Origin of the sequence: Bartonella sp. OC16QHHD, from assembly GCF_042194035.1 — a bacterium.
Taxonomy (GTDB): domain Bacteria; phylum Pseudomonadota; class Alphaproteobacteria; order Rhizobiales; family Rhizobiaceae; genus Bartonella.
This window is the reverse complement of record NZ_JBHIMJ010000089.1, coordinates 19413-43048: the sequence shown is the minus strand read 5'-3', so window position 1 is coordinate 43048 and position 23636 is coordinate 19413. Positions and strand designations below refer to the sequence as shown.

Annotated in this window: 18 protein-coding genes and 1 pseudogene; 5 read left to right on the top strand and 14 right to left on the bottom strand. The window is 37.4% G+C overall.

The window, feature by feature from the left end; genetic code table 11:
* Window positions 1-37: 37 nt before the first annotated feature.
* Entirely contained in the window at window positions 38-1294 is a 1257-nt protein-coding gene (locus ACFIK1_RS09025) for an aspartate kinase (RefSeq protein WP_375633544.1), read from the bottom strand.
* A gap of 189 nt (window positions 1295-1483) precedes the next feature.
* On the opposite strand from ACFIK1_RS09025, the gene ubiG reads away from it, so the two are divergent.
* A complete protein-coding gene (gene ubiG / locus ACFIK1_RS09020) occupies window positions 1484-2227 on the top strand; it encodes a bifunctional 2-polyprenyl-6-hydroxyphenol methylase/3-demethylubiquinol 3-O-methyltransferase UbiG (RefSeq protein ID WP_375633543.1) in 744 nt (247 codons plus the stop codon).
* 20 nt (window positions 2228-2247) lie between these two features.
* Here the strand turns inward: ubiG and grxC are convergent, their stop codons facing one another.
* Window positions 2248-2502 carry a glutaredoxin 3 gene (grxC, locus tag ACFIK1_RS09015; protein WP_375662625.1) on the bottom strand — a complete coding sequence of 85 codons (255 nt, stop codon included), beginning with the start codon at window positions 2500-2502 and terminating at the stop codon, window positions 2248-2250.
* 47 nt (window positions 2503-2549) lie between these two features.
* Window positions 2550-3335 carry a ComF family protein gene (locus tag ACFIK1_RS09010; RefSeq protein WP_375634703.1) on the bottom strand — a complete coding sequence of 262 codons (786 nt, stop codon included), beginning with the start codon at window positions 3333-3335 and terminating at the stop codon, window positions 2550-2552.
* 195 nt (window positions 3336-3530) lie between these two features.
* Here ACFIK1_RS09010 and ACFIK1_RS09005 point away from each other — a divergent pair, with 195 nt between their 5' ends.
* Complete coding sequence (locus ACFIK1_RS09005) at window positions 3531-4409, top strand: methyltransferase (RefSeq protein ID WP_375655207.1); 879 nt, start codon at window positions 3531-3533, stop codon at window positions 4407-4409.
* Between the two features lie 7 nt (window positions 4410-4416).
* Here ACFIK1_RS09005 and ACFIK1_RS09000 read toward each other — a convergent pair whose 3' ends face one another.
* Window positions 4417-5772, bottom strand: a complete 1356-nt coding sequence (locus ACFIK1_RS09000) for an L-cystine transporter (RefSeq protein WP_375612078.1) — start codon at window positions 5770-5772, stop codon at window positions 4417-4419.
* A gap of 1021 nt (window positions 5773-6793) precedes the next feature.
* Between ACFIK1_RS09000 and ACFIK1_RS08995 the strand changes: the two are divergent.
* Window positions 6794-7024, top strand: a pseudogene (locus ACFIK1_RS08995) (type ISP restriction/modification enzyme); the annotation flags it as partial.
* Between the two features lie 1127 nt (window positions 7025-8151).
* Here ACFIK1_RS08995 and ACFIK1_RS08990 read toward each other — a convergent pair.
* Together ACFIK1_RS08990 and ACFIK1_RS08985 are read right to left on the bottom strand one after the other, a co-directional pair.
* Window positions 8152-9525, bottom strand: a complete 1374-nt coding sequence (locus ACFIK1_RS08990) for a glutamate--cysteine ligase (protein ID WP_375662624.1) — start codon at window positions 9523-9525, stop codon at window positions 8152-8154.
* Window positions 9526-9593: 68 nt separating this feature from the next.
* Window positions 9594-10337, bottom strand: a complete 744-nt coding sequence (locus tag ACFIK1_RS08985; protein WP_375662623.1) for a 16S rRNA (uracil(1498)-N(3))-methyltransferase — start codon at window positions 10335-10337, stop codon at window positions 9594-9596.
* Window positions 10338-10572: 235 nt separating this feature from the next.
* On the opposite strand from ACFIK1_RS08985, the gene ACFIK1_RS08980 reads away from it, so the two are divergent.
* On the top strand, window positions 10573-10716 hold the full coding sequence (locus ACFIK1_RS08980; protein ID WP_375618436.1) for a hypothetical protein: 144 nt from the start codon (window positions 10573-10575) through the stop codon (window positions 10714-10716).
* A 315-nt stretch (window positions 10717-11031) separates the two neighbouring features.
* On the opposite strand, the gene ACFIK1_RS08975 is transcribed toward ACFIK1_RS08980, so the two are convergent.
* On the bottom strand, window positions 11032-12912 hold the full coding sequence (locus ACFIK1_RS08975; RefSeq protein WP_375662622.1) for an AsmA family protein: 1881 nt from the start codon (window positions 12910-12912) through the stop codon (window positions 11032-11034).
* Window positions 12913-13227: 315 nt separating this feature from the next.
* On the opposite strand from ACFIK1_RS08975, the gene folD reads away from it, so the two are divergent.
* Window positions 13228-14127 carry a bifunctional methylenetetrahydrofolate dehydrogenase/methenyltetrahydrofolate cyclohydrolase FolD gene (folD, locus tag ACFIK1_RS08970; RefSeq protein WP_375618434.1) on the top strand — a complete coding sequence of 300 codons (900 nt, stop codon included), beginning with the start codon at window positions 13228-13230 and terminating at the stop codon, window positions 14125-14127.
* A gap of 66 nt (window positions 14128-14193) precedes the next feature.
* Here the strand turns inward: folD and edd are convergent, their stop codons facing one another.
* The 7 genes from edd to ACFIK1_RS08935 all read right to left on the bottom strand — a co-directional run bounded on the left by edd (window position 14194) and on the right by ACFIK1_RS08935 (window position 23477).
* Window positions 14194-16017: a phosphogluconate dehydratase gene (gene edd / locus ACFIK1_RS08965; RefSeq protein ID WP_375662621.1), complete on the bottom strand. Its 1824-nt coding sequence runs from the start codon at window positions 16015-16017 to the stop codon at window positions 14194-14196.
* 55 nt (window positions 16018-16072) lie between these two features.
* On the bottom strand, window positions 16073-16825 hold the full coding sequence (gene pgl, locus ACFIK1_RS08960; RefSeq protein ID WP_375662620.1) for a 6-phosphogluconolactonase: 753 nt from the start codon (window positions 16823-16825) through the stop codon (window positions 16073-16075).
* A gap of 10 nt (window positions 16826-16835) precedes the next feature.
* The gene (gene zwf, locus ACFIK1_RS08955; RefSeq protein WP_375633535.1) at window positions 16836-18308 is read right to left on the bottom strand and encodes a glucose-6-phosphate dehydrogenase; all 1473 of its coding nucleotides are present in this window, start codon (window positions 18306-18308) and stop codon (window positions 16836-16838) included.
* 119 nt (window positions 18309-18427) lie between these two features.
* Window positions 18428-19711, bottom strand: a complete 1284-nt coding sequence (locus ACFIK1_RS08950) for an NAD(P)/FAD-dependent oxidoreductase (RefSeq protein WP_375662646.1) — start codon at window positions 19709-19711, stop codon at window positions 18428-18430.
* An 11-nt stretch (window positions 19712-19722) separates the two neighbouring features.
* Window positions 19723-21150 carry a glutamine synthetase family protein gene (locus ACFIK1_RS08945; RefSeq protein WP_375618430.1) on the bottom strand — a complete coding sequence of 476 codons (1428 nt, stop codon included), beginning with the start codon at window positions 21148-21150 and terminating at the stop codon, window positions 19723-19725.
* Window positions 21151-22059: 909 nt separating this feature from the next.
* Window positions 22060-22755 (bottom strand): hypothetical protein, encoded by a 696-nt coding sequence (locus ACFIK1_RS08940; protein WP_375633533.1) that lies wholly within the window; start codon window positions 22753-22755, stop codon window positions 22060-22062.
* A gap of 596 nt (window positions 22756-23351) precedes the next feature.
* Window positions 23352-23477: a hypothetical protein gene (locus ACFIK1_RS08935; protein WP_375618428.1), complete on the bottom strand. Its 126-nt coding sequence runs from the start codon at window positions 23475-23477 to the stop codon at window positions 23352-23354.
* Between the last annotated feature and the right edge of the window lie 159 nt (window positions 23478-23636).

Sequence of the window (23636 nt, the reverse complement as noted above, 5' to 3'; positions counted from 1 at the left end):
TTTACGTTATTGAAACTCTGTTGAAACTAAAAAATACTTATCCCTTATCAAGTGCATAAACAGCATGTAATGTTCTAACCGCAAGTTCAGTGTAAGCACTATCAATCAAAATAGAAATTTTAATTTCTGAGGTCGTAATTGCTTGAATATTAATACCCTTTTCAGCCAAAGCCTTAAATGCTGTAGCGGCAACACCTGCATGACTACGCATTCCAATACCAATCACAGATACCTTGGCGAGATCGCTTTCAAATTGGAGAACATCAAATCCAATTTCTTTGCGATTCTTCTCAAGAAGTGTAACGGCTTTTTCTACATCTGATGATGGTACCGTAAAAGTCATATCAGTTTTTGAGCCATCTTCAGAAATATTTTGCACAATCATATCAACATTAATGCGTTCTTCAGCCAAGGGACCAAAAATTGCTGCCGAGATCCCTGGACGATCAGCAAGCCGCCGAAGGGAAATTTGTGCTTCATCCTTAGCAAAAGCAATACCAGTAACATTTTGTTGTTCCACAATTTCATCCTCATCGCAAATAAGTGTTCCAGAAGAACTCATTGGATCCTCCATGCCTAACGCATCAGGATCCTCAAAACTTGAACGCACAAAGGTACGAACCTTATGAACCATTGCCAATTCAACAGAACGAACCTGTAAAACCTTTGCACCAAGAGAAGCCATTTCTAGCATTTCTTCAAAAGCTACTTTTGGTAAACGACGCGCTTTCGGCTCTATACGTGGATCCGTTGTATACACACCATCCACATCTGTATAAATATCACAGCGATCAGCTTGTACAGCAGCGGCTATAGCAACAGCACTTGTATCTGATCCCCCACGCCCTAAGGTAGAAATCCGGTTATCCGGAGATAACCCCTGAAAACCAGCAATAACGGCAACCTGACCTTCCTGAAAACACTCGATTAAAAAAGATCCATCAATATTAGTAATACGTGCACGGCCATGCGCATTGTCTGTATGAATAGGAATTTGCCAACCAAGCCATGAACGTGCATTCACCCCCATTTCTTGAAGTGTCAAAGCCAACAAACCTGAAGTAACCTGTTCACCAGAAGCAACCACAACATCATATTCACGAGCATCTCTATGCATAGAGGAAGCATCACTTGTCCACTGAACAAGTTCATTTGTTTTACCAGCCATCGCAGATACGACAACGGCTACCTCATTGCCTGCATCAACCTCTCTTTTGACATGCCGTGCAACATTATGAATACATTCAATGTTTGCTACAGATGTTCCACCAAATTTCATGACAATGCGCGCCATTAATAACACTCTTACCTTTACATCTCTTATCTCAAACAGTAATGAGAATTAGATGCTGTATCAACTAACCATTTTCTCGACATAGCGAATATCTATCATTTGTGCAAGTTTCATTATGATTATATTAATTTCTCTTGACTTTGTATAAAATCTACTTGACCTGATCATTAAAAATAAAAGGAAGGCAACATGATCGATGAAACACAAACAACTATTGATCAAAGTGAAATTGATCATTTTTCACGTATTGCTACAGAATGGTGGAATCCACAAGGAAAATTTCGACCTCTTCACCAATTTAACCCAACACGCCTTGCTTACATCAGAGAAAAAATCTGTTTAGAGTTTAATCGTGACCCTTCTTCACTTACGCCCTTTGACAATTTGAAAATTCTTGATATTGGCTGTGGAGGAGGCTTGTTATGTGAACCAATGGCACGTCTTGGTGCTATGGTTGTAGGCGTTGATGCTGCACAAACAAATATTGAAGTCGCAAAAACCCATGCAGCTCAAAATGACCTTTCCATTGATTACCGCACGACGACAGCAGAAGTACTTGCCAATGAAGGAGAAAAATTTGATATCATCCTTAATATGGAAGTTGTTGAACATGTCGCTGACGTTAATCTCTTCATAGCAGCTACAGCAAAAATGTTGAAACCACAAGGGTTGATGTTTGTCTCAACACTCAACCGCACATGGAAAGCATGGGGGCTTGCTATTGTAGGCGCTGAATATATTCTACGTTGGCTTCCTAAAGGAACCCATGATTATAAAAAATTCCTAAAACCTCTAGAACTTAAAAATTTCTTATCAAAAAACGCTCTGACTGTCATTGATGAGATAGGTATTACTTATAACCCATTAAACGACAGCTGGAATCGCTCAAAAGACATGGGCGTTAACTATCTCCTTCTTGCAAAACGGTCTTAAGAATATGTAATTTACAAATATTATATGCCTTGTAATAGAGAATTCAGCTTTCCCTCAGCCTCTAAAGCATAAAGATCATCACAACCGCCAACGTGATAATCACCTATGAAAATTTGTGGAAATGTATTACGTCCATTTGCACGCTGTACCATTTCTTGGCGAAGGGATGTGGAAGCATCAATATCTGTATACTTTACGCCTTTTTTATGAAGCAAATCACGTGCTTTTGTACAATAAGGACAACCAGGGCGTGTATAAATTATTATCTCTTTCATAGTATTATCCTCCAATATTTTTTAATAATATTCATTTTAAATTCCTCTTAAGAAGAGGGAAAAATAGAATCTTCTTTGAGAACACGCGAAAATGTTAGCACATCAACCTGTCGTGCACCTGCATCTTTTAATGCAGCAGCAGCTGCTGTAACTGTTGCACCCGTTGTAAATACATCATCAATCAGCAAAACAGAACATCCTTTGAGATATTTTTTAACTTTATGCGAAACCTTAAAAGCATTTTTTACGTTAAGTTTTCTCTCTCTCGAAGAAAGACTAACCTGCGGACGGGTATGCCGACAACGAACAAGCCAACTCGGTTTTAAAAGCTTTTTTTGTGATGCTGCAATATAACGTGCAAGCTCAGCAGATTGATTATAACGCCTCTCCCAAAAACGACGAAAATGCAATGGAATGGGAATAATAACATCACAATCATCAATAACCTCGCGTCCAGCAAACATCATCCAATTGGCCATAAATGATGCCAATTCTATATGATCACCATATTTTAAGCGCGTTACTAAAGTTCGTGCAAGCCCTTTATGAACAATGACTGAGCGAACACGTGAAAAAGGATGAGTATTACGGAGTGCTTCACCACTAAGAAAACCTTCCCCCATATCACAAACAAAAGGAGTCCCCATAACAGGACAATAAGGTTTCGTGATAAATTGAAGTTCTTTCCAACATTCGGAGCAAATCGTACCATAAGTAGAAACATTTTGCTTACATCCAGGACAAATTGGTGGATAAAGCATCGTTTTCAAGCGTTCAACGAACTTACTTAGTATATCTCCGCTATTTAACGCCGCTTCTCGAAAATACAACATTATAAATTTAGGCTTTTACAAGTTTCCCTCAGAACAAAAGTTCCTTTGTATTTCCTCAATTTATAATTTTAATTCCTTTAAAAACTCTTACCTTCTATAAATTTATTTCTTTCATATTATAAACTTGACAGAGCTTGCACAAATAATGAACCTTTTCAAAATATATTCTTTCATAGATCGAAAGTGTTCTACAATATGTCGCATCCTTTAATTTTTGATCATAACCGCATTGAACAATTCCGAAAACGTGCCTTTCAAAAAGCAAAAAAAGGATGTGACTTTTTACTCTCTCACATGGCAGAAGATCTCTATAAACGCCTTAGCACTGTTGATCGCCTCTTTACATTAGCTCTCGATTTACACAGCCATACAGACCTTGCTGCGCAAGCTTTAATGAAATCTGGAAAAGTTTGTTCCATAGAACGCATTGAGACCGATCCGCTTTATCAAAGCCATGATAAAAAATTTCATTTACGTCATCGAGAATTTCTTGATTTACCTCAAAGTTACTGTGACCTTATTGTTTCACTTCTTTCATTACAATTGACCAATGATACCCCTGGTGTTCTAAGCCAGATAAAAAATACCCTTAAACCAGATGGCTTATTTCTTGCTGTTATGGCAGGAGCTGGTACATTAAGAGAATTGCGCGAAAGCCTGCTGCAAGCTGAAAGTGAAATTTATGATGGAGCAAGCCCTAGGGTCTACCCTTTTGCCGACATTCGTGATGCAGGCGCTCTTTTACAGCGTATTGGCTTTGCCCTTCCTGTAGCAGACGTTGAAGATATCACAATACGTTATAATACAATGTTTGACCTTATGCACGATCTTAAAGCTATGGGAATGCAAAATGCACTCATAAATCGTTCACGACGCCCTGTATCCAAACGTTTTTTTCTCCGCGCAGCTGAAATCTATGCACAACGATTTAGTGATCCTGATGGACGTATTCGTGCACATTTTTCTTTCATCTGGCTCTCTGGTTGGGCTCCTCATCCCAATCAACAAAAACCGCTCCAGCCTGGTTCAGCGCAAATATCTCTTACAGATGTTTTACAGCCCCAAAAAATATAATCTAAAATTATTTTTTAAAAATACTTTTATCTGTTGTCCGTAATATTTGACTGGTGACCGTTCCAGCTATCATTGAATCGCTCACGTTTAGAGCAGTACGTCCCATATCAATTAGCGGTTCAATAGAGATAAGTACAGCAACCAAAGTAACAGGAAGCCCCATAATTGGTAACACAATCAATGCAGCGAAAATAGCACCTCCCCCCACACCAGCAACACCAATAGAACTCAACGTTACAACACCAATAAGCGTAGCAATCCAAGTAGGATCAAGAGGATTAATCCCCATAGAGGGTGCAATCATGGTCGCAAGCATCGCTGGATAAAGACCAGCACAACCATTTTGTCCAATTGTTGCCCCAAAAGAAGCTGCAAAACTCGCAATGGATTGTGGTACACCTATCCACTGTGTTTGCGCTTCAATATTCAAAGGAATACTTGCAGCACTTGAACGACTGCTAAAAGCAAATGTTAAAACCGGTAAAACCTTTTTGAAAAAACGAAAGGGATTAATCCCAGAAATACCAAGCAATACACCATGAATTCCAAAAATTAAAATAATACCGACATAAGAGGCAATGATAAAAACCAGTAAATTTAAAATATCTGTAATACGCGATATTGCTCCTACTTTCGTCATAAGTGCAAAAATACCATAAGGCGTCAAAGCAATCACAATACGGACTAACCGCATAATCCAAGCTTGTGCCACTTGAATAAATAAAAGCGCTTTTTCTCCTTTTTCTGGCTCATCTTTCTTTAAAAGAAGAACCGATGCACCTAAAAATGACGCAAAAATCACAACACTAATAATTGACGTACGTTTAGCTCCACTCAACTCAGCAAATGGATTTTTAGGAATCATAGACAAAATCATCTTTGGTATATTCATATCTCCAAGTTTAGAAATATGACCTTCAAGAAGAGCAGAAACATTTTGCCCTTCATGCACCAAACCATCGGTTGTTAATCCAAAAAAATTAACCACAAGCACACCAACCAATGCTGAAAGAGCTGTTGTAAAAAGCAATATTGAAATTGTTATTATACTCATCTTTCCAACAGCATAAACAGAATGTAAATGAGCAACTGCTGAAACGATAGAGATAAAAACCAGTGGCATAACAATCATTTGCAACAATAAAATATAGCCCTCACCGACAATGTTAAACCATTCAACGGATTTCAATAAAGTACTTTCACCCTCTCCATAAATAAACTGCAAAACACTTCCAAAAATCAAGCCAAGGATAAGCCATAGCATAACACGTAGTGAAAGACTCCATTGCATTTTCTTACTTTGAGAAACCAACAATAAAAAAATAACAAATAGAAATAAATTGACGAAAAAATTAAATGTCATTGTCTATGCTCACTATTATTATGGTTGACATAAATAATCTGCATAATTCAAAATCAATGCATGATATTTAAAATTAACCTATAAAGCTTACAAGGCTTTTACAAAATCATTATTTTTTTAATTTATAGATTAAAAGAGAATTTTTTATCTACTAATAAATGTTTAAAGAAAATAAATAAAATTATTTTCTTATTATTTAAATTTTCACTCTCATAAAATAGTTAAAAAAGAGAAATATAAGCAACATTCATTGCATCTTAATACTGAATAATTCCAGCATATCTTATCCTATAAATCTCTTTACCTCTCTCTTTTTCTATTTGAACTGAAGCGAGCTTTCCAAGCAAGGATGAATTAACAATCGAACATTCATGATTTTTCTAGAAAATACACCAACAAGCTACTTCTGCTCATTTTATGGACTGCACTCTCAATAGCTTTGATCAGCACTTCAAATATAATTATTTTATTGAAAATACTTTTTATACATTCTTTCTTTGCTCTCAATGAAAGCTTTTTTATTTTTCAAAACTCTTTTTATAGTCATAAAAAGGATTTGAAAGACAAGATGTTGATTTATAATGATAATTTACTGTTTTGCATATTAAATGAGAGTCCCGAATAACGTAAGATTCTCTCATTTCAAACCTGTTTATCTTGAATCAATCAAAATCATTTGCTTGCACGTCATAAGCAGGGCTGGCCGTATGGGTAAAAATGTATAAGAAAGGAGTAGAAATACCTCTGATGAAACATCTTAGTGCAAGAGCTGTCGCAACATTGGAGAGCGGAGCTTGAGCAGCAATATAAATAATATGATTGCTTTTTATAATAGCGCAGTAAAACGTTTTAACGATACCTATTCATATGCTGATCGAACAACACGTGCACGTGCTGTAGATAATTTTGTCACTTTAGATATAAAAAAGATAAGTTGGAGTTATAATGTTACGCAAGAACTAATAAGAAGAAAGGTTTTGAATTTGAAGAGGCATGCCTCACTCAGAGTTCATATCATCCTTTTACGCAACAGTGGTTTTATTATAATCGGAATCTCAACGATGGAATTTACCAAATGCCTCGTATAGTCCTGATAGGACAAAAAGTTGAAAATAGGATGATACAAATTACAGGCATAGGAGCACGAAGCGTTTTTTCTGTATTGATAGCTAAGAATTTGCCTAATCTAGATGCAATAGATACAGGTCAATGCTTTCCACTGTATCTTTATAAAAACGTTGAATCTCTGTAACTGTTCATGATGAAAAACAATCCCATTTATTTGCAAATTCAATAAAGGAAAGAAAAACATCTGGTTTACAGAAGCGTGATGCCATTACGGATGAGGGACGAGCACATTTTAAAGCTGCTTATCCTAGTGAGAGCATAACAAAGACGATTACAAATTTCTAGATAATGAAAACAATGGAAAAGACTAAGGGTATATGATTAAAATGAGAGGCTTTAAGCCTACAAATATTATAAATTTTATAAATAGTACAGTTTAAAGCATTAAAAGCAGTCTTACAGTAAATTTACAATGTATGGGGATAATTAATCGCCTATAATAAGTTGCGCTCATACTGATAAAGATTATTCTGCTATAGAAATTTTGTGCTTTTTTGAATTTTTGTGCGTATTCAAACACTCATTCGTTGCAAATTCAATCTCTTTATCTCGTGCATCTTTATCAAGAATAATAGTATATTAATATAATACCCCTTTGCATACAAATAGTTATTTCTTATCTATGAATAGCTTATAATTTCATATAACTCTATGAAGATAATATTTTTATTTATTAATATTTAATGATGTAATTAACACATTCATTCTATATATTATCATCTTTATTTCTATCTATTTACATAATATATTTCTTTTTTCTATAAAAATAAACTTGAGTTATACATACATAGATCTATCGGTATTTTTTCTACTGTCTTTTTAGCACACTGAAAGATTGATATCATAATTTTTGTATAATAAAATGCTCTTTCATATAAGCATCGTATATTGAATTATAATAATTGACTATTAACCGCAAATTATATTTTTTTTATCCCTTTTTAAAGTGAAAAATATTATTTTCAGACCTATTCATAAGTAGGCTTAGCCAAGTGAATAAAAAATGTTTGATAATAAGCTTTATCTCTTATGAACTATCTTTTGTACAAAGGGACAACATTATGATTACGGAAATATCGTGATATTATTGGGTATAAAAATCACACTCCCCAAGAAATTTTTGTATTGTATCCTTTCCGTTATGAGAAATGTTAAAAGCAAGGTAGGATATGCTCTCTAGAGCAAATGAGTGAATAAACTACCACGGTGATATGCATTTTTTAAAAAATAGGAAGTATATTTGCTTCAAATTTAATAGGCACATTCTAAAAATAAAGGTTCTACAGACTCATTCCAAATAGAATAGTAATGGGACAAAAATTTTTCAGCATCTGTTTGTCCCATTGCAACAACCTCTTCTAAAGGATTAAGAAAATTTGTTTCATCAAAACCATTCGTATCATACTGTTTGCGATTTTTTAAGCCTTTGCGAGCAATAGCGAGAGCTTGACGTGCTAACTCTAAAAGAATAGTTTGACGAAAAGGAGTTCTTAACCCTTCTTTAGGAACGCGTTGGCGCAACTCTAAAACTTCTTCAAAACACCAATCTTTTGTCAAAGCCTCTGCCTCATTAAGTGCTTCCCTATCATAAAGAAGCCCAACCCAAAAAGCCGACAACGCACAAATGCGCTTCCAAGAACCGCAATCAGCTCCCCTCATTTCTAAAAATCTTTTTAAGCGGACTTCAGGAAATAACGTTGATAAATGATTAATCCAATCTCCCATGTTTGGAATTGAATTTGCAACTTGTCCTTTTAATGCTCCATTCATAAACTGACGAAACGTTATGTGTGTACAATCATAGTAACGACCATCACGCACAACAAAATACATTGGAATATCAAGGGCCCATTCAACATAATCAACAAAACCAAAACGCTCAGAAAATATAAAGGGAAGAACACCTGTCCTCTGATTATCAGTATTACGCCAAATTTCAGAACGCCACGATAAAAAGCCATTTGGGCGCCCTTCTGTAAAGGGCGAACTTGCAAATAATGCCGTTGCAATGGACTGTAACTTCATGGATACTTGCATTTTTCGCCGCATATCACTTTCGGATGAAAAATCAAGATTAACCTGAACTGTTGATGTGCGATACATCATATTAAGACCATTATACCCCACTTTAGGCATATAATCAGTCATAATCTGATAACGTGATTTAGGCATTCGCGGCGTTTCAGCTAAAGTCCACTTTGGACTAGCTCCAAGACCTAGAAAACCTATACCTAATGGTTCTGCAATTTTTTTGAGAAGAGTTAAATGCTCCATCAACTCGTGATATGTATGGCTTACTGATTTTAATGGTGCACCAGATAATTCAAATTGTCCCCCAGGTTCCAAAGAAATGGCTCCCTGATCTACTGATCCTACGAGCCCAATAATATTCTCTTCATCTAAAATAGGTTTCCATCCTAAAGCGCTTTGCATCCTCTCTAAAAGCGCTCGAATTCCCCTCTCTCCTTCATAAGGAACAGGGTGAAAACCATCTCTATAAAACGGAAATTTTTCATGTTCTGTACCAATGCGCCAATCATCTTCTGCTTTATACCCCCCTTGGAAATAGCTAACCAAAGAATCTAAGTCATAAATTTCACTTTCATCAGTTATATCAAGCGCCATAACTTACCGTATCCTATAATTGGTATCATCATCTTAAATAAATTGTTTAGAATGATTTTACAGATTTCTCAATCCATTGCCCAATCCCCCACGGTAGCATTAAGAAGAGCCAAAGCAGCAACAGCGGCAGTGTCAGCGCGTAAAATACGCGGACCTAGTGATATTGGAACCACAAAAGGATGTTTTTTTAAAAAGCTCCGCTCTTCTTCACTAAAGCCACCTTCCGGTCCAATAAGAATACCAGGTGTTGTAACGCCACGCTTTTTAAAAGAAGGTAATGGATTATGCGATTTATGCTCTTCATCACAAAAGAATAAAGGCTGTGTCTCATCCCACTGTGCTAAAAGTTCTGCTAATGATAGAGCCGATACGCATTCAGGAAGAGATAAAATTCCACACTGTTCAGAAGCTTCAATAACATTGGCTTCCATACGCGCCATATTGATACGCGTAACCTGCGTATGATGCGTTATAACAGGCTGCAAAATCGATACCCCCATTTCAACAGCTTTCTGCACCATATAATCCAACCGCGCATTTTTGAGTGGAGCAAAGCAATAAATAAGATTGGAATGCGTCGTTTGTAATCTTTCTTGATGGATAAGCTGAACCACAACAAATTTTTTTTTAACAGTGATAAGTTTAGCAAGCCACTCACCATCCTGTCCATTAAAAAGTAAAATTTCTGCTCCTTCTTTCATACGCAAAACATGCATAAGATAAGAAGCTTGTGCCCCCTCTATCTTTATTTCTTCATTCAAAGCCAATATCTGTCGGATAAATAATCTTTTAAGTTTATAATTTATGCGCATAAAAATTTTGCCAATGCTCACTATCGTCATCGAAAAAATGAAGAAAAATATATAGCAAAAAGAAAAAATTATATCTATAGAACTATAATATATTAAAGAATTATAGAGTTTTTTTAGCTTTATGAGATAATAATAGGAACTTATAGATCCTTAAGTGATTCTGCTTTCATAAAAGTTTAAATAATGCACCATTCATCTTTGCATTCAGTCATTGATGCATCCGTGGAGGAAAAATATGTCTGCTAAAAAAGCTACAATTATTACGATTACAACCCTCTTAGCCTTTATTTTGATTACAGTGGGAATTGGTTCTGTTGGAGCCGACGGGAAGCATACAATTACCAAAGATGGCTATGGTATTTCTTCTGCGACTCAATAAGCACTGGCCAACATCCTCCTTAAAATTTTAATGTTTTTTAGCAACTTTTATAAGATTAGCACCAATATTATGAATCTCTTGTATTTGAAAGATTCCATAAGAAGGGTTTTTATTCCTCTCTTCAGTCATTTATCTATACCAACCTCACTTATTATGACGGTGAGGATGGTTTTTACTGCTTCACGACGAACGGATTTAAAATGAGAGAATCTTCCGATAATGGGAGCTCTGATTTAAATTTAAAAGACAATTTTAAGTTGCAAAAAGACGAATTACCATTATAGGATAGAATATTATACAGATGAAAAACGATACTCAATCTGCGTCAATATCTTTTGTAACCCAAAGATCACCATGATTTTGTCCTTTAGAGCTTAGAGAAAATGTAAAAGGCCATGCAAGGCTATTAGCAAGACATTGGACGTCTTTACATAAAGTTTCTGATCTATAGTTTTTGCGTAGTTGTGCCTGTAATATCAGTTCATTTTCCTTCCCTTGCGCAATAGCAGTTGCAATGGTTCCTTGAATGGATAAGCTCAAGTCTGCTGTACGCATTAATGACTCTGTTACCTTCATCATACCTTCTGAAAAGCTTGTCTGAATATCCCAGTGATCAAATGTTGTTGAAAAAGTATCATTATTCATTAAAAGAAATTGTTGTTTATTTGAAAGTCTTGTTTGTAATTCATTCAGATCATACCCTAATAGCCGACCAGAAGACATCTTCAGTGTTAACTCACCCTGCATTTTCGTAAAAATTTCTCGCCAAGAATCAGCAAGTGTTCGTACCGTTGCAGTAAAATTCGTTTTGCTTTGTATAAATGGAATAAATCCCAAGGTTTCTAAAGTCTCCTGCATATTAATAGAAGCGCCTGAAATATTTCCTCCAATACGCACTCTCTGTCCAGCTGAGGTAACTTCAATATTACTTTGAATGGCCCCACCCCAAATATTCGCATGTCCAAGATCAAAAATACCATGCCCATCTCTTATTTGTATTGCAGCAGCTAAATTTGTGAGTGAAATATTTCCTATTTTAGCTTGTGGCGCAGAAAGTCGTATATCCACGCCAATACGATCAAAAGTTCTCATATCAAAGCAGGCATTTTTCTTTTTTCCTGAAAAAAATATTGAACCCAAGAGGCTAAGGTCTAGGTTATCAAAAGCTAAAGAGCCCATGACATTTGGTACATAATCTTGAAAATCGAGTTTTAAAGCTCCTCGCGCATTGGCTTTCCCCATCGTAAATGTAACATTGTTCATTTGGATATGCATTGGTTGCGCTAAAAAATGAGATTCCCATACAATGGGTATTTTTAATTTATGTCCCCAAAACTGATTTCCACCAACCCAAGACAATGTCTGATTCCATCCAGGAGAACGCATCGACACTTTTCCGTCAAAAATATAATATTCAGATAATCGAGCCTTTCCTGTAAAAGTTATTCCCCCACGTACAGAATTGAGACTTGCCCTAATATGACTTTTGCCTCCTGCAAGAAGCAGCAATGCTTGAGAAGCATCAAGTGATAATTTTGTAAATTCTCCGCGCCAACGCGCATCTGCACGTAACCGTACTTCCTGAGTTGATTCCGGCCAATCTAAAGTTGCATTTAATCCTGTTATTTTTTCTGCTACTCCTGAAAAACTATCGTGATACACAAGAACACCATTTTTAATGATAATCCGTCCAAAAGGTTGTTTTAAAAGGTGCTCTATCTCTGGATGCTCAGGATTATGTTTTAATATTTCACGCGTATTACGTATTGCCACCCCTAATGCACCTTGTGAGCGAGAAAACCGATCAAAAAAATCTGCTATTGTTTTAACAGGCTTTTCCATAACAAATTGAGGACGCATAATCCGCGTCTCTGAAAAAGAAATATGTCCCCAAAGAAGATCGACGACAGAAAGATCAACTTCTATTGATTCAGCTTCCATTAATGGCGCAACATCATCCATTTTTGATGTTAAAGTAACGCCAGAAAGAAATGCTTTAGGATAAGGAAAAAGATGTAACCGCGGTGGATCACGCAATTGCACATTGTAACCCGTCCATGCACTTAAATCCTGCGCTAAACGAATACGAATCGCATCTGTAGAAATAAGATAAGGTAAAACGAGAATCCCCACTCCAAATAAAAAGATAATTGTAATAAAAACTCCGCTCAAAAATTTTATTATTCTGATGCGCACATTATCCCTCTATACTTATCCCCCTATAACAGATTAAAAACAAACTTAAATGATCATAAAAAGTTTTTATAATCCTATAATTCACTATACCCACTTTGTATCTTCATTATTTTTGTTCTTTATCCAAAATTTATTCAAACAGCAATGTTGCTGCTTCTTTATAAAGCAATTATTTAAAAGTCTTCAAAACTATAAATCCACAACATTATAAAACCATTCTTACTGTTCTCATATGAATATTGCTATAAAACTCTATCGTATTATTAGAAAATGCTTTACAAAAAAAACAAACAGCCTTACCGAAAGGATCTCTGAATGAATAATATTATCGACGGAAAAAAACTTGCTGAAGAGATTATTGTGAAAGTTAAGGCCGAAACAGCAAAGCTCCGCCATCACTATAATATACAACCTAGTATCGCTGTTATTATCGTTGGAGATGATCCTGCAAGTCAAGTATATGTCACCTCAAAAAATAAAAAAGCCGAAGAATGTGGGTTTCTTTCAATCAAACATGTCGTTTCCAAAGAAACGCAAGAAAAAGAACTCCTTCAACTTATTGCAACATTAAATTCTGATCCCAAAATTCATGGTATTTTGGTACAGCTGCCTCTCCCTGCTCATATGAATACAAATCGCATAACACAAGCCGTTGCTTTCCAAAAAGATGTTGATGGTTTTCATTATATTAATGTAGGAAAACTCGCAGCAAACGCACTTGAAGATGCGATGATTCCCTGCACTCCAGCTGGAGCCATGATGATGATTGAACAACACTGTGGGCAAGATTTATCTGGACTTGATGCTGTCGTTGTTGGACGCTCTAATATTGTTGGAAAACCTATGGCTGCCCTTTTAACAGCAGCCAATGCCACTGTGACAATTGCCCATAGTCGTACCCGTGACCTTGATGATGTGTGTCGAAGCGCTGATATTCTAGTAGCAGCTGTAGGCCGCCCACAAATGATTAAAAAAGACTGGATAAAAGATGGTGCAATTGTTATTGATGTCGGTATTAACCGCGTTGCTGCACCAGAAAAAGGTATAGGGAAAACACGTCTTGTTGGTGATGTCGATTTTGAAAACGTAAAAGAAAAAGCTGCTGCGATCACCCCTGTTCCAGGAGGCGTTGGACCAATGACAATTGCCATGCTTATGGTTAATACACTCAAAGCGGCCGCGCGATCACACAATCTGCCTATACCAAAATTCTAAAAATTGTAACAATTCCTTGTATATGGTTTCATTGTATATGGTTCAGCTTATTTATTTTTGCATTTTTCATGTCATAAAAACAGATGCCCCTTGATCTGCACGATTAACGGATTGACGAAAAACATGAAAAAGTTCGCGTCCAACACCATGTTCGTTTTTTGAAAGATCCGGAGGTATGATTTTTCGCGCGTTAAATTTTGCTAAATCCTCCAAAAGAGTTAATTTACCCTCATGAGCATCAAGAAAAACAATATCACCATCCTGCAAACGTGCAATGGGGCCATTATCCACTGCTTCTGGTGTCACATGGAGAGCAGCAGGAATTTTTCCTGACGCTCCTGACATACGCCCATCGGTTATCAATGCTACCTTTTGACCGCGATCTTGTAAAACGCCTAAAATGGTCGTTAATTTATGAAGCTCTGGCATACCATTGGCTTTTGGTCCTTGATAGCGAATGACAGCGATAAAGTCTTTATTATGCAACACTCCAGATTTAAAAGATTTTTGTAGTTCCTCTTGATCATTAAAAACAAAGACTGGTGCTTTAATCTGCCAATACTCTGGTTTAACAGAGGAAACTTTTATAATAGCTGTTCCCAAATCTCCTGATAAAACACGAAGACCACCATCAAGCTGAAATGGCTTTCTCCACCCCGCTAACACCTTATGATCACCACTTTCCTTAAGAGCCACTTCACGTACCACATGACCATCAGCAGAAAGCTTTGCTTCAATTGCATAAGCATTGAGATCTTTACCAAAAACCGTAGAGACATCTTCATGTACCAAACCTGCCTCGATAAGCTCGCGAATAATAAATCCCATTCCCCCCGCAGCATAAAAATGATTGATATCTGCTAAACCGTTAGGATAAATGCGCGCTAAAAGAGGCACAACGGATGAAATTTCTGCAATATCATGCCATGTCAATTTAATACCGCAAACAGCAGCCATAGCAATCAAATGAATCGTATGATTGGTAGAACCTCCTGTTGCATTTAATCCTACAATGGCATTCACAAAAGAACGCTCATCAATGATCATACCAAGTGGACTATAATGATCACCAAGATCTGTCATTTCAAGTACACGTTTCGTAGCTTCTTTTGTTAAAGCATCACGCAACGGTGTATTCGCATTAATAAAAGAAGCTCCCGGCATATGAAGCCCCATCATCTCCAGTATCACCTGATTAGAGTTAGCTGTTCCATAAAATGTACATGTTCCTGGCCCATGATAAGAACGTGCTTCTGATGCTAAAAGTGTTTGGCGATCTATTTTATTTTCCGCGTAAAGTTGACGTATCTTCGCTTTTTCATCATTACCTTGACCACTTGTCATGGGACCAGCTGCTATAAAAATTCCTGGTAAATGACCAAATGTTAGTGCACCAATCAATAAACCTGGTACAATTTTATCACACACCCCAAGATACAATGCTGCATCAAAGACATCGTGTGATAAGCTTATAGCCGTCGCCATTGCAATTACTTCACGCGAAAAAAGGGAAAGCTCCATCCCCGCATTTCCCTGTGTAACACCATCGCACATCGCGGGAACACCACCTGCAACCTGTGCAACACCACCAACCATACGGGCCGACTCTTTAATTAAGTGAGGAAACTTTTCAAAAGGTTGATGCGCTGAAAGTATATCGTTATATGCCGTGATAATGCCAATATTCCCAACGATATTTCCCTTCAAACGCTCTTTATCTATTGCACCACAAGCAGCAAAGCCATGAGCCTGATTGGCACATCCTAAAAAACTCCGTTTGGGGCGATGAACTTGTGCTTTTGCAATACGATCTAAGTAAATTTCTCGTGTTGATCGAGAACGTTCATAAATCCTTCGTGTAACTGTGGCAATTGTCTTGGAAAGTGCCATATTTCTCTCCCCCTTTCATTGTTTCTTCCCCTCATTCATTGAGAGAGATTACGTTTTATTCACCTTGTGTCGCATACTTTGATTCACTTATTTCATTTTCTGCAGGCGACCAATAAACCTGAACGAGATGAGGGGAATTACGCAAAATTGCCCGAATAGGCATTTCTATTTCAGACTCGTCTTGACAAGCTTCTTCAAAACAATCGCGTTTCTGAAAACCTTCGAAATGGAGAATAATACAACGAGATTGCATAATAACTGGCAAAGTTAGTGAGAGTCTTGGCTCAACAGCACTCTTAGCATGAAGGGGTAAAACAAGTGCTTGTGTTCGTAAATCAAGCGCTTGCTTTAAACGATCAGCATCAGGAAAAAAAGAAGCCGTATGTCCATCCTCCCCCATTCCTAAAACAACAACATCAAAGGGTTTAGGCAAAGTATTAACACGACTCGCCGCTGAAAAAGCAGCAAGTTCAGCAGTAATTGCTTTATGATAAAGCCCTACAAAACGTGCTTTTTCGGCAAAATTTTGTAACAAATGACACCGTACCATATGTTCATTTGAACGTTCATCGTGTGTAGGGACAAAACGTTCATCGACCAAAGTGATAATGATCTTTTGCCAATCAATATCTGCTTTTGACAAATAATGAAAAAACAATTCTGGTGTTTTACCACCAGACACCGCTAAAACTGCTCTCTTGCGCTCAAGAACAGATACACTAAGCTCTGCGGCTACTCGATCTGCCAATGCCAAGGCTAAAGTCTGAGGGGTTTCAAAATCTAAACGATCAATATTCATTCTATACATACTTATTGCTCTAAACTAAATTGTTCCATATACGCCCATCACGTTCCATGAGGCTCATCGAAGCAGATGGACCCCACGAACCAGCGTTATAACTGTGAACAGGCTGTTTTATTGCTTCCCATCCCTCAATGATTGGATCAATCCAACGCCAAGCAGCCTCAACTTCATCACGACGCATAAACAGTGTTTGATCTCCACGAATAACATCCATTAATAAACGTTCATAAGCATCAGGATTACGTTCAGAAAATGCGGAAGCAAAACTCATGTCTAATGGAATGTGACGAAACCGCATACCGCCATAACTTGGATCCTTAATCATCAACCATTGTTTTACACCTTCATCAGGTTGGAGACGAATTACAAGCCGATTAGAAAAAATTTCATCTAAATCCACATTAAAAATATTATGAGGAATAGGTTTAAAAACAACAACAATTTCAGACATTCGCGTGAACATACGCTTACCTGTTCGTAAATAAAAAGGCGTATTAGCCCAACGCCAGTTATCAATCTTAACCTTAAGTGCTACAAAGGTTTCACTCTTACTCACTCTTCCCAGATCATCAAAATAGGACTCTACCGATATACCATTTGATAGACCAGAAAGATACTGCCCACGTACAGTATGCTGCCCTACATTATGGACATCAAGCGGTGTTAAAGAATGTAAAACTTTAAGTTTTTCATCGCGCACAGCATTAGCACTGTTAGTAAATGGTATTTCCATCGCAACCAAACAAAGTAATTGTAGCATATGGTTTTGAACCATATCGCGTAGAGCACCAGTGCTTTCATAATATTCTGTACGCCCCTCTAACCCCAAAGATTCAGCAACGGTTATTTGAACATGATCAATATAATTGGAGTTCCATAGCGGTTCATAAAGTGTATTAACAAACCGCAATGCCATTAAATTTTGAACAGTTTCCTTCCCAAGATAATGATCAATACGAAAGATCTGCTCTTCATTAAAGGCGCTTGCAAATACATCATTAAGTGAAACAGCTGTTTTTACATCACAACCAATTGGCTTTTCAATGATAATCCGTGTTTGTGCTGTCACCAAATCATTTTTTTCCAACTTCATCGCAATATCAGCAAAAAGTAACGAACCAACAGCCAAATAAAAAGCTCGAATATCCGCTGAATCTTGTGACAGAAGGAGGGCTAAATCCTCCCACCCTCGATTTGAGGAAACATCAACAGAAACATAGCTTAAACGTGCAAGAAAACGATTGAGTTCTGTTGAATTGAGATCTTTTGGATGGATATGTTTTTCTAAAGAAATGCGGACAAAATTTTGATATTCTTCACGACTTAAGGAAGTGCGCGAAACCCCAATAATACGTGTTGGCTCACTGAATTGCCCAGCACACTGACAATGATACAAAGCCGGCAAAAGCTTGCGCAACGCCAGATCACCATTGCCACCAAAAACAATACAATCAAAGGAAGAAACTGGAATAATTTTACGCACCATGAACTTGTTTATTTTCTATTCGATTATGAAATCCCATATCACTTATAAAAGCTTTCATCATTAAAGCAGACAGATACTAAATAAGCCATTAATTTTCTTCATTTCAAGCAATGTTTCCATTAAAGGCGATCCAATAAAGAAAACCAACGCATTGCTAAAAATATAAGCGGATAACGCAAAACTCTTCCTCCCGGAAAAGATGAAATCTTTAAGTCTTGGAAATAGGAAAAACGTTCATATTTTCCAGTTAACCATTCTGCGTATAATTTTCCCACGAAAGGAGCCAGCATAACGCCATGCCCTGAATAACCACCACAATAAGTCATCCTTGAAAAAATTTGGCGAACATAGGGCATGCGTTCAACTGTGATGGCAACCGTTGCTCCCCACCGATGGCTTAAATTGATAGAATGTAATTGAGGATAAATTTCAACAATTTGCCGTTTTATACGTTCATCTAAATTTAGAGGATGCTTATTATCATAACTTTCTACACCACCAAATAAGAGACGATTATCAATGCTTTTGCGAAAATAGCGAACCATAAAACGGGAATCATCAACCGATTCCCCCCCTATAAGAATTGAACTATGCTTTGGTAATGGGTCCGTTGCTCCAATATAAGAGCGAATAGAAACAATATTTTTTTCAATAAAACGCTCCAGACCAAGTTTATACCCATTTGTTGCAAGTAAAACATGCTCTGCTGTTACACTACCTTTTTCTGTTATTACTTTCCAATGTGCTCCCTTGCGCCTTACGGTCGTTACTTGTGACTTCTCATAAAGCTTAGCACCAGTATCTTGTGCTCTTTTTGCCAACCCAATAATCAATTTTAAGGGATTTATATGACCGGTATCCGCATCATAAATACCACCACAATAAAAAGTTGATCCAAGTCGCTCAAATGTTTCAGCCTTATCCATAAAAGTAAGCGCGTGATAGCCATAACGCTGCATCGCCTCAATATGCTGTTGATAAGAGAGAAGCTCACGCCTTTTATGAGTTACAGAAAGCTGTCCTCCTATCAAATCACAAGGACAATTAGGCATTGCGCATAAAGCTAAAATATCTCTTTTAGCTTCTTCTGCTAAATCAAACAGAGCCTTACTTCGCTCAAAACCATACTTTTTTTCTAATGTTTCTACCCATTTCCGTTGCCCTGTTCCCAGCTGTCCACCATTGCGCCCTGAAGCACCATCACCAAAACGTGATGCTTCAAATAAAACAACATCTACTCCAGCCTTGGCTAAATGATAAGCAGCCGAAAGCCCCGTAAATCCGCCTCCAATAATGACCACATCACACTGTCTGTTTTCACAAAAAGAAGGATAAGAGGGACGTTCTCTTAAAGCATCTTCATACCAAGAAATTCCTGGAGAAATTGAATTATAATCAATCATCGTCATAAAATTTAAACATTCAGCAGGAGATATTCACGCTCCCACGGACTGATTACTTCCATAAAAGTTTCAAACTCTTGTCGTTTGATTGCAGCATAAGTACTGACAAACACATCCCCTAAAATAGCACGTATCACTGTATCTTGTTCAAACAAATTGACTGCCTCAATGAGCCCACGCGGTAACTCAATATTATCAGCGTTTACATTATTTATCGCTGGCTCATCCGGCTCAATTTTTTGTTGCAAACCAATAAGACCACACGCTAAAGAAGCCGCAAGGGCTAAATAAGGATTCGCATCTGATGAAGGAAGCCTATTCTCAACACGTCGCGCTTGAGGAGCAGAACGGGGAACTCGAAAAGCTGTAGTACGATTATCATATCCCCACCGCAAATTAACAGGAGCCGAATTATCAGGGACAAGACGTCGATAAGAATTCACATAAGGCGCAAGCATCACAAGTACGCCTGGCATATGTTTTTGCAATCCACCAATAAAATGGCGAAAACAGATACTTTCTTCACCATTTTCCTGTGTAAAAATATTCATACCGGTTTTCTTATCAACAACCGATTGGTGAATATGCATAGCAGAACCCGGCTGCCCTTGAATGGGTTTTGCCATAAAAGTTGCATACATATTATGTTTTAGTGCTGCTTCACGAATTGTTCGTTTAAACATAAAAACTTGATCCGCTAATTCAATAGGATCACCATGACGTAAATTTATTTCAAACTGTCCTGCTCCTTCTTCATGAATGAGGGTATCAATTTCCAATCCTTGTGCCTCTGAAAATTGATAAATATCATCAATCAAATCATCGAATTCATTAACACCAGCAATGGAATACCCCTGTCCACCACCAATTGAACGCCCAGAACGACCAACCGGTGGAACTAACGGATAATCAGGATCGGGATTTTTTTGTACCAAATAAAACTCAATTTCTGGTGCCACAACAGGGCTTAAACCCATTTTTGTGTAAAAATGAACCACTGTTCGTAAAACATTGCGTGGTGTGTAATCCACAACCTGACCATTTTGATACACAAGATCACAAATCACCTGTGCCGTAGGAGCATCTTCCCATGGAACAATGCTTAACGTAGAAAGATCAGGCTCAAGGCGTAAATCACCATCTGCTTTAGGATATTCAAAACCATGACCATCTTCCGGATAATCCCCTGAAATTGTTGCCATAAAAACTGCTGAAGGCAATGCCAATGATGTTTCCGATGTAAATTTTTTAGAAAGCATCATCTTGCCCCGTGGTACCCCTGCTTGATCAGGCGTAATACATTCAATATCCTCTACCTTACGAAAAGCAAGCCATTGTGAAACTTGTTCCCAATTGCGCACACCACGTAAACTTTTGAGAAAACGAGAGACAGGTTTAAAATTCTTACTTTTCGTTTGTTTACCATTTTTTACAGCCATAACATACCAACTTTAAAAACAATCAAGTCCTATTCTTATTGTATCAGCCCATGCATATTGTATCAGCCCATGCATAAACGACACGAAAAAAATTTATCAACTGATATTTTTGAAGAATACTATAAGATCCATCAAGGTAAAAGAACTTTACGCTCAAAAAGCTATCCTATCACCATAGTGAAAAAATTGATATTGCACCCGATACATCGGTGCGAACCTTCTCCTTATATAAAACAGCGAGAAATACCATATTGTACGTAACCTAATTCCGATTCAAATAATCATATATAAGCAAACATTGACGAGAATAATAAAGGCGAGATATTTAATTCCCTTTTGGTTGTAGCAATGCTTAATTAAAAGAAAAGAAACTTTTCTTTTAATATGAAGCAAGTTTTGTAACTCTATTGTTATCCACATAGAAGTAAACACCCTAGGATGGCGAGTAGCCTTTACAGCTGTGCTTACAAATACTCACCCCGCCGTAATATGCGTAAATGTATTTTCAGGATAAGTCATACGCTCAGCATTTCCGACATGAAACTTAACCATCGCCTGCATAATATAGAGCTATCAACCTTGTTCTGAGCGGATGGTACAAACTCTGCACTTATATCAATTCCCACCGCTTGACATTGCACTTCGCACACAATATTTAGAGCTGAGAATCTAGTAGAGCATACCAAATCCAATAGATAGGATTTTTTGCTAATTGCGCCATGCGTGATCCAACATTTGATAGTTTCCAGCCCACTAGGAGGTGTGTTATTTATATCTAAAAAGCCAAAAAATCAGGATATGAGAACACAATAATATCAATTTCCTTTGAACTAACGTCCTTTACGTCGATCTTTCACTATCGTAAAATCTTTTTTGTATCAGTTGCTTTCACATACTTTGACTTATGATCTAGTGATACTGTGCAGATTGAGCACACATCCCCAGAGCCCAGATTATAATTAAGTTCGTACCATTCTGTTCTTTTATAGAGCTAATATTTGAGAATAAATAACCATAATCTTTAGATATAATACGCCTAGGTTTAATAATTACCGTAAGCTTATGTAAATCACAACCCAATTGTGATAATGCCTCATAAATTTTACGAGGGTATTCGTCATTGACCGTCACGGCATCGCAAAATGCTGTGGAAGTCGGATATCCTCCGCCTAGACTGATAAAACTTTTTTGATCCTTCAATGCGTAAATATCCTTTCCAGCCTTAGTTAAGGTGGATACTATTAACTCAGTCGAATTCAAATTAGAGCCCACATGCAAAGGCACCCCATTAAGCCTAATCCTATTGGATTCTAGCAAAGATAATGCGGCACGTAACTTCGCCGCAGTCATACCAAAACACGATCTATCCCCGTTTGCCAGTACATGGCACAATCTCAATGAGATTTTAGGTAATATGTCAAAATGGCGTGCAAGAGTGATGATGTCATGTAATTCGATAATATTATCACACTGGATATTTATATGTTTTCTAATAGATAATTCTATCTCTTCTCGAAGTTTTACAGGGATATTAAAAAATGTATCTCTACCTTTAAAACCATCTTTTTGCGCTAATGATATTTCATAACCAGACGCAAATTCCAAGTCGCAGCAACATAACAATGATGCCCCGCACGTCCATTAAAATACCCTGCTTTTTCTCGCCCTAGGCATTCATAGCCCGACCACGTAAAACAGGATACCAATTACAATATCAGACCATAAGGCTGCAAGAGAAAGTTCTTTTATATTTTTATCTTTACATTGCCTCTTAAACAAGCTCATCTGTTCATATAATGAGTTATATGTATAATACATATAACTTCTACAAAAGGAGGATTCATTATGTTCCGTAAAAATCTTTGGTAATACACTCGGATGATTGGATCACCTGTCGCCCGTCAATAATATAGTGCGAGTTAAGAAATTGGGGGAGGTAAGCTATGCAACTCGTGGATCATCCTTTTGTGAAGTTCGATCAACTCAAGCCGATTTACAACTTCACATATCCGTTATTTCGCACTATTTCAAATGAATTTTACGATTACCTAGACTTTAATAAACTAGCGCAAAGTAAGCAGATTCCACAAGCGCGTACCATTTCTCTTTATTTGCATATTCCCTTTTGCGAAACTATCTGTTCCTTCTGTCCCTTTCAAAAAGGGGCCTACAAGCACGTTAAGCAAATCGAATCTTATATGTCAGCGCTTACCACAGAGATCAGAACCAAAGGAAATTTCATTCGCTCGCTTAGAGGGCCCATCCGCAGCATCTATATAGGGGGGCGGCACACCGTCGCTTTTGTCCGCAGATAATATCCGACACATCGGAAAAGTATTGCATGCCGAATTTGAGCTCTCTTCCTTAACCGAATTTACACTGGAAAGCGAACCGAAGAGCGTCACACGTGATAAACTTTATGCTGCCCGTGAGATCGGCGTTAACTGAATCAGCTTCGACATACAGAGTTTCATTGAGCGTTTCCG